The sequence below is a fragment of the Marinobacter sp. UBA2498 genome, from assembly GCF_002341575.1.
Lineage (GTDB): Bacteria > Pseudomonadota > Gammaproteobacteria > Pseudomonadales > Oleiphilaceae > Marinobacter > Marinobacter manganoxydans.
Genome location: NZ_DDOI01000093.1, coordinates 1 through 8,777 on the forward strand (window position 1 = coordinate 1; position 8,777 = coordinate 8,777).

The window sequence follows — 8,777 nt, forward strand, 5'->3', positions numbered from 1 at the left end:
AGCGGTTCATCGTTCTTCAAGACTGGATCAAAAACCGGCTCGCAGTGGAGAGTCGCGAATGTCCGCTTTTGTTTAGTAGTGCCCTGGATGCGGCTAGATTGCAAAGCGGACATTCTGGTACGACGCCTGGAAAGCCGCTCGCATGCCTGGCGTATCGACAAACCGACCATCAATCTCTTCAACGGTCCGGCCGTGGCAGTCTGGGTAGCATGGCCTCCACGTCAATCGTGTAGGTAGAGAAAAAAGCTTCCGCCGCTTCAATTAAAGCTGTCTCGTTTTCAAGTATCCCAAGATAGACCGGCCACTCGGCGTCTATCAGTTCCGTGCTATAAGGTTCCGGATCTACGTCCCCCAGCTGTGCAAGAAACCGGAACTCCGTTTCGTTCATGACGATGTAATCGCACCGTTTGCGCGAACACGCGGTCACGCCAGGTTAACAACGGCCCTACGGCGTGCATTTGGTCCGGCAAAGGCATCCATAGCGGGTTGGCGAAAACCGCGTTGGCCAGTCCTCGTTCCAGAGCCCAGGCCTGGCGTTTACGCGCCATCGGGACGAAATCGGCTGCGATACCGGTCTGTTTGGTGAATTCATTGATCACCTCGACCAGAATGCCCTCGCTGAGATTACTGCCGTAATAAAACGGGAGAAAGCTCTCGTCCGATCCCATAATCTTGAGCGTTTGGGACGAAACTGGAAGGAACCAGAATGCCATGATAATAAACAGGACTGCTCTCATTCGGCCCTCGTTGGAGTGATCAATCGGGTAAGGCCGCCGCTTGCCCGACTCTGCCTTTCGAGTTACAGACAGTTTGGCTCGAATTCTGGCTACATACCATAAGAAAGTCGATGTCGCTGCAAAGTCAGCTTTACCCACAAAAACTGTGGATAACTTTGTGGGAACAGCTCGGATAGGTGTCTTCAGCCCTGCAATGGCAGGGCCTCAGCCATTGTGGCGTTTTAATGACCGGCCAGCGAATAAACAGCCTTATCAGGCTAGCGAATACCCTTCGACTGCAGCCATTGGCTGATCTGCGCCTGATTCATGGCGCCGCTCTGGCGGGCCACTTCCCGGCCATTCTGGAACAGGATCATGGTAGGGATGCTGCGAATGCCAAACTGGCTGGCCGGGCCTTGGGCCTGTTCCGTATTTAGCTTGGCAAAACGTACCTTGCCCCGCCAGTCTCTCGCGGCCTGTTCGAACTGAGGCGCCATCATTTTGCAGGGGCCACACCAGCTCGCCCAGAAGTCCACCAGCACCGGCAGATCACTGCGCCCGGTATGATTAGCAAAGCTCTGGTCTGTAAGTTCCAGAACCTGATCCGGCCACAACGGCTGTTTGCAGGCGCCGCAATTGCCGCCAGATGACAATTTATCCGCAGGCACGCGATTTTCCTTGTGGCAGTGGGGACAGACCAGGTGTCGGATATCAGTCATGATTGATTGCCCTCAGATTGTGTACTGAGATAAATGATCAGGGCAGACCAGACGAAATCAAGCAGCGCTTCATATTACTCGTCTCGCCAAAGCGGCCAGGCGATGAAAACTGTACTAGAAATCAGACATTACGTCCTGAAGATCCTGCTTGAGCTCTGCCGGTTCGGTGATCCATACCGTTTTATCAGGGCCGGGAAATACACCCACATCGAGGCCATCCTTCGTTAAACCGGGGACCCATTTCCGGAAGAAGTCCGGCAGTGAAATACTGCGGGGCGTCAGCTCATCGCCGCCGTTGGCGTACTCGGCGGCAAACGCCGAAGCCGGCCACACGGGCAGGTATTCCACATCGCCATCGTCCGAGGCGATCTTGAGGAATTGGCTCTGGCCGTTAACCAGGATCCAGATTTCCCGTTCCTCGGCCACTTGGCTCAGGAAGTAGTCGTACCGCTCTTCACCATCCATTTCCATTACTTGATTGAGGTCTTCACTGCTCATGTCAGGTACGCCACTCCAGTCGTTTGCTTTTCGGTATTCGGCGGAGCCTAACACGTATTTGGCGGAGACTGGCGGCCGCATATCCAAAACATTATCAGCAACGCTGCAAGGGCCAGGTTGCCTAAGAGCATAAAGGGATACATTTCAGGGGAGATTTGCAACCACTCACCGGTGCAGTTCATCATGGCGTGGAAAATCAAGACTGCCAGAACCATGCTGAACCGCAAGACACTATTCACGCGTAAGTAAAAGGAGCATCACTGAGGTCACACCTCGAAACCGCGCCTGCCCCAAAGAAATCGGAGCATCCGAATGAAGAAGTACCTCGCCCTCCCAATCCTGTGCATCGCGTTGCCTGTCTTCGCCCAACCGGCGCCTCCGCAAAAGGGATTCAGTGGTGAAGTCTCGCTAAATGCGGGGATCATCTCTTCAACGTCCAACTTTAACGTCGATGGCAGCGCCAGCACGTTGTTCAATAAAAGCGTTCTGATGATGAGCTCAGCCTGTTTGCAGCTTACGAGTACCCGCAATTCATGGGCTGGAAGGACTGGTCGTTTATTTCTTTTGCCGGCTTTGGCGACACCCAATCCAACCTGACCTTCTACGATGAATCCTCGTACCTGTTTGCGGTGGGGCTAAATTATAAGTTCTGATCTCGCCTGGCCTTCAAGCGCTCAACCAAGGCTCAGTTTTCAACCACTCGGGCCCGAAGCCTCGGCAGCTGGGCCGGGTAATGTTCCTGGATGAAGGTTACCATGCCCTCCCGGACCGCACATCTCAGGTCCCAGTTCTTGCTGGAGTTGGCGGCGCTCATCAAAAAACGCACCTGAATGGCCTGATCACTGGAATCGGTCACCTGCACCGAGGAAAATTCGCCATCCCAGAGCCCCGATTCATTGAGCAAACGAGTGAATTCCTGCCGGAGCGGTTCAACCGGCATGGTGTAGTCGACCCAGATAAAAACTGTTCCCAGCAACTCTGCGGTATTCCTGGACCAGTTCTGGAACGGGTTCTCGATAAACCATTGCAGTGGCACTACAAGGCGACGCAGATCCCAGACCCGCAAGACCACATAGGTCGCTGTGACTTCTTCCACCCAGCACCACTCGCCCTGCACATACAGCACGTCGTCTATACGGAAAGGTTGGGTCAGGGCAATCTGCATACCGGCCAGCAGGTTGCTCAATACAGGACGGGCCGCGAACCCGAGAATCAGGCCGCCGACACCCGCGGAGGCAAGAAGGCTGGCACCCATGTGCTGAACCGATTCAAAGGTCATCAGGGCAGCGCCCAGGCCGATGATCACGATGAGAATATTAAGTGCGCGGACCAGGAATCGGGTCTGGGTTTCGACCTTGCGTGCCCGCTTCCACTGCCCTTCCAGCACTGGATTGAGCGCGACAATGACCTCGCCTATGGCCGAGGTCAGTCGAACGGCCGCCCATGTAATGGCAAGGATGAGCAGAAGGGTGGTGATTTGCTGAATCGCCGCCATCAAAGGCAGATCCGGTGGGGCGGCCGCCAGCGAACCTGCAAGGGTGAGCAGGCAGAAAACAACACCGAGCGCCCGGGCAGCCGCATCGAGGAACAGGCGAATGACCGTCCTGGACTCTGAAAAACGCCGGAAGACTGCCAGAGCCAGTCGGTACACGACATAGGTCGCGGCAACCGCGAGAATCGCCGTAAAACCCGGCCACAACCATGCCTTGAAACCGGCTTCAAACGATTCCAGCATCTGCCCTCCCCGAGCTTTCAATCAGAAAAGTCGGCAGGCGAACACATCCCTGTATTCCGCTCAGCCCCGTAAAAGCCTAGACCAGCCCCTGCTCCCGTGCCATCGCCATGGCCGCTTTCGGCCCGGTCCAGAGCGAGGGGAGGATAACCAGTGAAACCGGAATCGCTGTCAGCACGATGAACTGCTGGAGTACGCCAATCTGGCCGGCGCCCATATACAGAAGAATGGCCGCCATCAATGCCATGGCACCGCCCCAGAACACACGGATCCAAGGGCTTGGTTCGTCGTGGCCAGCTCCGACCATAGCAATCGAATAGCTCATGGAGTCGCCGGTGGTGGCAACGAAAATGGTTGTCAGCAACAGAATCGCCGCCGCCATCCAGGTGCCGCCGGGCAAAGCCTGAGCCACGGTCAGTGTGGCGACATCAAAGCGAAAGTTGTTCAGAGCTTCAGTCAGGTCGAAAGTACCGGCTAGCTGGTGATAGATACCGGAGCCACCGAGCAGGGTGAACCAGATGGTGGTCGCGATGGGGGCCAATACGGCCACCGCCAGAACCATTTCACGAACGGTCCGGCCCCGGGAGATTCTGGCAACAAACACTGCCATCAACGGCGTATAACCAATGAACCAGGCAAAGAAAAACACCGTCCACCATTTCATCCACCAGGCCGGTGCCGTTTCTGCGGTCATGGTTGCCATGGCAAAGAACGAGGTGACGTATTCACCCATCGACTGGGTGTAGGTATTCGCCAGGAACAGCGTGGGGCCGAAGACAAAGATAACCCCGGCAATAACCAACGCCAATATCACGTTGAAACGGCTCAGCAACTGAATGCCCTTATGCAGACCGGTCATGGCAGAAGTCATGTACACCCCGGCCAGAACCACCAGAACGCTCAGCTGGGTACCGTAGCCGTCTGGCACTCCGAACAGCTCATGCAACCCAAAGCTCATCTGGGTGGCGAGAAAACCGATGGGCCCGACGGTGCCGGCCACCACGGCAATCACACAGAAGGCATCGATGACACCACCGAGGCGCCCCTGAATGACTTTCTCACCGAATACCGGGTACAACAGCGTTCTTGGTTGCAAAGGTTTGCCCTGTCCGTAGTGGGCCCGCGTCAGGACCAGGGCTGTCAGGGAGCCGAGCACGGCCCATGCCAGGAATCCCCAGTGCGTGAACGACTGGGCCATGGCGGGAGCGACCGCTGCGGCGGAGCCAGCTTCGGTATTAAAAGCCGGAGGCGTAACAACAAAGTGGTAAACCGGTTCACCAGCGGCAAAAAACACCCCGCCTCCGGCCAACAAGGTACACATGATCATCGACAGCCACCGGAAACGGCCGATTTCTGGTCGATCCAGTCCGCCTATCCGAGCGGCGCCGGCCCGGCTCAGGGCTGTTCCAATGGCGATGAAGAATGTGAGTAGCAGCAGTAACTGGAAAAAGGAGCCCAGATAGGTGGCGGTCCACGCAAACCCGCTACCGATGAGTTCCGCCACGTAGCTACTGTCGAATATTGAGGCCCCTACGAACAGAAGTATGAAGCCGATAGTGAGCACCAGAACAACGGGATCGCTGTCTGTCAGCGGCCCACTTCTGGCTCGCGGGAGAGATTCGGATTGCACGGTCATAAGGTCTGCCTCTGGAAGAAAAAGCCGCGCAGGCTGCAGGAAGTGAGCGGTTCATGCACGGGGATTTCTGAAAATACGCATGCTCCGATGAAAACCGCCGCCCGGCTGTTCGGCCTCATTGGGCTGATCATGTTCATAGCGCCCGCTGCAGCACCCTCGCTGGGGTCACTCATGTTGGCGCTTGGCGAGTGGCAGTGGATACTTCTCATGCTGGCGGGCTATGCCGCGTTTCTTGTCCTGACGCTGCAGGTTGCGCTTTTCCCGAAGCTCCAGCCTCGAATCCCGACCACCACACCGATTCGGTCCCTGGTGACCAACTACCTGCTGGTGCTCAGACATAAAACCACCATGCGTTTTATCGGCATTCAGGTTCTGTGTTTCAGCACCATGCTGTTGCTCATCACCCATTCCTCGTTCATCTACCAGGAATGGTCTGGCCTCTCCAACAGCACGTTTGCCATTCTATTCGCCGCCAACATTGCGTTCATGGCTGCCCTGAACCTGATCAACCGTCCGTTACTACGGCGATTCTCCTCGGTGCAGCTGGTGCGCGCCCCGGACAGTCGCCCTGGCGAAAAAAGAAGCTGGCGTGTAACACTTTGACCACAGGGAAGCTCTAAACGGTTTGCAGGGAGAATTGAACCATCCCTGACCATCGAAACGTATGCATGTGGGTAAAAAAACAAAGGACGTGTTCGACAATGACAGTGCCAATACCGGAAACCGCCTTCTCATCCAGAGCGGCGTGCCGCACGACAGGTTTGCTGAGGACGCCGGATACTTCCAGAAGTCGATCCCTCTGAGACACCCCCTCATTTTCTACCTTGGCCACACCGCACCATTCTTCGTTAACAAGCTGGTTCTGGCCAAGCTGCTACCCGAGCGCATCGATCCGCGCATGGAGTCGATTTTTGCAGTGGGTGTCGATGAGATGAGTTGGGACGATCTGGACGAGGACCATTACGACTGGCCTACCGTCGCCGAAGTCATGGATTACCGGGCCAAAGTCCGGGCCACCGTTCTCGAGTTGATCGAAACACTGCCGCTCAGCCTGCCAATCAATTGGGAGAGCCCCTGGTGGCCCATCGTCATGGGCGTCGAGCACGAGCGTATCCATCTGGAGACCTCGTCTGTACTGATCCGCCAGCATGATCTGGCAATGGTCCGCCCGCAGCCGGAAGGGGCCCCGATTCGTGAAACCGGTGAAGCGCCGGAAAACGAGCTGATCACCGTGCCAGCCGGCACAGTTTCAATCGGCAAACCCTACGATGACGCCTACTACGGCTGTGACAATGAATACGGCGAGCATGAAGCCGAGGTCGATGAGTTTAGGGCCAGTCAGTATCTGGTCAGCAATCAGGAATTCCTGGCGTTTGTTGAAGCTGGCGGTTACCAGGAAGACCGGTTCTGGAGTGAAGAAGGTTGCGCCTGGCGCCAATTCGCCAAGGCCAGGCATCCAACGTTCTGGCGCTGGCAGAATGGGTGGCACCTGCGACTGATGACCGAGGAAGTGGAGATGCCGTGGGACTGGCCGGTGGAAGTCAATTACCACGAAGCAAAAGCCTTTTGCGAGTGGAAACGGGAGGAAACCGGTATCAAAGAGGTGGACAACGACCCTGCCAACGCCAACCTGCACCTGGACCATGGAGCATCTTCCTGCCCGGCTTCCGCTACATCGACTCGGAAAGCGAAGCGGTGCAACCCAATGCCTACTACGAAAGCGACCGGTTGCTGACTGAATACGCGGAGCTCTACTTCGGTGACACCTGGTTTGGCGTGGAAAACTTTCCGAAGGCCCTGGCGGATCTGGCCCTGGGTGCCATGAATGGCAAGCCCACCGGCAAAGCAGTGGATCTGGGCTGCGCCTGTGGCCGGTCCAGTTTCGAGCTGGCAAGGCGCTTTGACCAGGTGGAAGGCGTCGATTTCTCAGCCAACTTTATCAGGCTGGGCGTGGAAATGGCCGAGCAAGGCTCCATTCGCTATGCACTTGCAGAGGAAGGCGAACTGGTCAGCTATCACACCCGAACGCTCAAAGAACTTGGCCTCGAGGAATGTTCTGAGAACGTGAGCTTCTACCAGGGGGATGCCTGTAACCTGAAACCGCAGTACTCGGGCTACGACCTTGTTCTGGCGGCCAACCTTATTGATCGCCTCTACCGCCCAAGGCGTTTTCTGGACAGCATTCACGAGCGAATCAACGACGGTGGGCTGTTGGTTATTGCTTCACCCTACACCTGGCTGGAGGAACACACGCCGAAGGAAGAGTGGATTGGCGGTTTCAAAAAGGATGGTGAGAACCACACCACGCTGGATGGCCTGAAAGAGCACCTCTCACAGCATTTCAGGCTAGTCAGTCAGCCGAGAAAGGTGCCTTTCGTTATCCGCGAAACCCAGCACAAGTTCCAGCATACCCTGTCGGAAGTAACTATCTGGGAGCGGTTGCCGCGCTGATCAGCGCGGTAATCTCTCCTCTGAAAGGGCTGAACCAGGTCGTTTAACTCTTGCGTCCCGCAAAGCTCATTCTCTGGTTCGCGAGCTTTTCAGGTGTCCCCGTCCAGGCGTAGGCCAGGAGCGTAGGCTCAAAGTCCCCGGTGGTCATACGGTGGGCTTTTTCCGGCGGGTTGAAGAACAGGGAGCCCGGCGTAAATACGCTGTAGTTGCTGTCAGAGACCGAACCACTCAAACAGATGTACGACTCGCTGATGCCGTCGTGACTGTGTTCCGGGTAGGTACATTTTGGGCCGAATAGCACCAGGCCCAGTATGACGTTTTTGCTGAGCACAGGTCCGTTCGGGCCCATCAGCTCAGCGTACGCGTATTTACGGGCCAGGCTTTTATGCATCCTTTCATAGCCATAGCGCCAGGTAAGCTGGCCAGAGACTCGCGTCAGGACTCTAACAACTGGTGCGGTCCGCTCACTCAATCCCTGGTCCAGAGCCCGCCCGAGCCATGCGCATACTGGAAGCTGCACAGGTTGGTCAAACTCAACAACAGGATTGGACTCAAGTTCAGCGTTAAGTCGATTTCGGACATCTTTGAGATGCGAACGAATGACCGGGTTTCCACCCGCAGAACCAAATCTATAGAGGTGCCAGTACTCCCGAAACACATATTGCCAATCCACATGATCTGAGAGTCTGGCCATATCCGCTCTTCTCCTGCGCGTATCCGGAAGTTCGGGATTCAGGATAGGTGATTTTGTGTTTCACAAACAATGCCGCGCCCCGGAGGGCGCGGCATTAACGGCTTCAACCAGATTACTGAACCTGCTCGAAGTAACCCTTCAGCCGATCCTTATTCGTGGCTGCAGCAGAGGTCAGCTTGTCCACCGCGGCTTTGGCAGCGTCGTAGTTGACCGGGTCGCCGGGCTCAGCCTTCACAAATCCTGGCTCAAAGACCATTGCGCCGTCAGCGCCAGAGTTTTTCATTTCAACGACATGCTCTGCTGCCATAACCACGCCGGACGCAAGGGTCAG

Annotated in this window: 10 protein-coding genes and 1 pseudogene; 4 read left to right on the forward strand and 7 right to left on the reverse strand. The window is 56.2% G+C overall.

Features of this window, described 5'->3' with window-relative positions; all coding sequences use genetic code 11:
• Window positions 1-326: 326 nt before the first annotated feature.
• The 3 genes from B2W52_RS12925 to B2W52_RS12935 form a co-directional block, all read right to left on the reverse strand.
• Window positions 327-737 (reverse strand): hypothetical protein, encoded by a 411-nt coding sequence (locus B2W52_RS12925; RefSeq protein WP_273068939.1) that lies wholly within the window; start codon window positions 735-737, stop codon window positions 327-329.
• Between the two features lie 257 nt (window positions 738-994).
• Window positions 995-1,435, reverse strand: coding sequence for a thioredoxin TrxC (gene trxC, locus B2W52_RS12930; protein ID WP_273068940.1), 441 nt, complete (start codon window positions 1,433-1,435; stop codon window positions 995-997).
• A 114-nt stretch (window positions 1,436-1,549) separates the two neighbouring features.
• Complete coding sequence (locus B2W52_RS12935) at window positions 1,550-1,933, reverse strand: DUF2750 domain-containing protein (RefSeq protein WP_008172335.1); 384 nt, start codon at window positions 1,931-1,933, stop codon at window positions 1,550-1,552.
• Between the two features lie 533 nt (window positions 1,934-2,466).
• Between B2W52_RS12935 and B2W52_RS22320 the strand changes: the two genes are divergently transcribed.
• The gene (locus tag B2W52_RS22320) at window positions 2,467-2,586 is read left to right on the forward strand and encodes a DUF2860 family protein (RefSeq protein ID WP_008172339.1); all 120 of its coding nucleotides are present in this window, start codon (window positions 2,467-2,469) and stop codon (window positions 2,584-2,586) included.
• Window positions 2,587-2,618: 32 nt separating this feature from the next.
• Here the strand turns inward: B2W52_RS22320 and B2W52_RS12945 are convergent, their stop codons facing one another.
• Window positions 2,619-3,668, reverse strand: coding sequence for a mechanosensitive ion channel family protein (locus B2W52_RS12945; RefSeq protein WP_286803450.1), 1,050 nt, complete (start codon window positions 3,666-3,668; stop codon window positions 2,619-2,621).
• A 76-nt stretch (window positions 3,669-3,744) separates the two neighbouring features.
• Entirely contained in the window at window positions 3,745-5,301 is a 1,557-nt protein-coding gene (locus tag B2W52_RS12950; RefSeq protein WP_008172343.1) for a BCCT family transporter, read from the reverse strand.
• Between the two features lie 87 nt (window positions 5,302-5,388).
• On the opposite strand from B2W52_RS12950, the gene B2W52_RS12955 reads away from it, so the two are divergent.
• The 3 genes from B2W52_RS12955 (at window position 5,389) to B2W52_RS12965 (ending at window position 7,752) form a co-directional block, all read left to right on the forward strand.
• Window positions 5,389-5,904, forward strand: coding sequence for an MFS transporter (locus tag B2W52_RS12955; protein WP_008172345.1), 516 nt, complete (start codon window positions 5,389-5,391; stop codon window positions 5,902-5,904).
• A gap of 67 nt (window positions 5,905-5,971) precedes the next feature.
• The gene (gene ovoA, locus B2W52_RS12960; protein WP_199185495.1) at window positions 5,972-7,036 is read left to right on the forward strand and encodes a 5-histidylcysteine sulfoxide synthase; all 1,065 of its coding nucleotides are present in this window, start codon (window positions 5,972-5,974) and stop codon (window positions 7,034-7,036) included.
• Window positions 6,997-7,752: a putative 4-mercaptohistidine N1-methyltransferase gene (locus tag B2W52_RS12965; RefSeq protein WP_273068945.1), complete on the forward strand. Its 756-nt coding sequence runs from the start codon at window positions 6,997-6,999 to the stop codon at window positions 7,750-7,752. The genes ovoA and B2W52_RS12965 overlap by 40 nt, the downstream gene beginning before the upstream one ends.
• A 43-nt stretch (window positions 7,753-7,795) precedes the next feature.
• Here the strand turns inward: B2W52_RS12965 and B2W52_RS12970 are convergent, their stop codons facing one another.
• Both B2W52_RS12970 and B2W52_RS12975 read right to left on the reverse strand, forming a co-directional pair.
• On the reverse strand, window positions 7,796-8,446 hold the full coding sequence (locus tag B2W52_RS12970; protein WP_008172346.1) for a dimethylsulfonioproprionate lyase family protein: 651 nt from the start codon (window positions 8,444-8,446) through the stop codon (window positions 7,796-7,798).
• Between the two features lie 112 nt (window positions 8,447-8,558).
• Window positions 8,559-8,777 (reverse strand): annotated as a pseudogene (locus tag B2W52_RS12975) (pseudoazurin); the annotation flags it as partial.

Bases quoted from the DNA above. Each gene is read 5' to 3' on its own strand.
- B2W52_RS12950 (WP_008172343.1), bottom strand. From the start codon at position 5,301: ATGACCGTGCAATCCGAATCTCTCCCGCGAGCCAGAAGTGGGCCGCTG.
- trxC (WP_273068940.1), bottom strand. From the start codon at position 1,435: ATGACTGATATCCGACACCTGGTCTGTCCCCACTGCCACAAGGAAAAT.
- B2W52_RS22320 (WP_008172339.1), top strand. From the start codon at position 2,467: ATGGGCTGGAAGGACTGGTCGTTTATTTCTTTTGCCGGCTTTGGCGAC.
- B2W52_RS12945 (WP_286803450.1), bottom strand. From the start codon at position 3,668: ATGCTGGAATCGTTTGAAGCCGGTTTCAAGGCATGGTTGTGGCCGGGT.
- B2W52_RS12970 (WP_008172346.1), bottom strand. From the start codon at position 8,446: ATGGCCAGACTCTCAGATCATGTGGATTGGCAATATGTGTTTCGGGAG.
- B2W52_RS12935 (WP_008172335.1), bottom strand. From the start codon at position 1,933: ATGAGCAGTGAAGACCTCAATCAAGTAATGGAAATGGATGGTGAAGAG.
- B2W52_RS12955 (WP_008172345.1), top strand. From the start codon at position 5,389: ATGAAAACCGCCGCCCGGCTGTTCGGCCTCATTGGGCTGATCATGTTC.
- B2W52_RS12925 (WP_273068939.1), bottom strand. From the start codon at position 737: ATGAGAGCAGTCCTGTTTATTATCATGGCATTCTGGTTCCTTCCAGTT.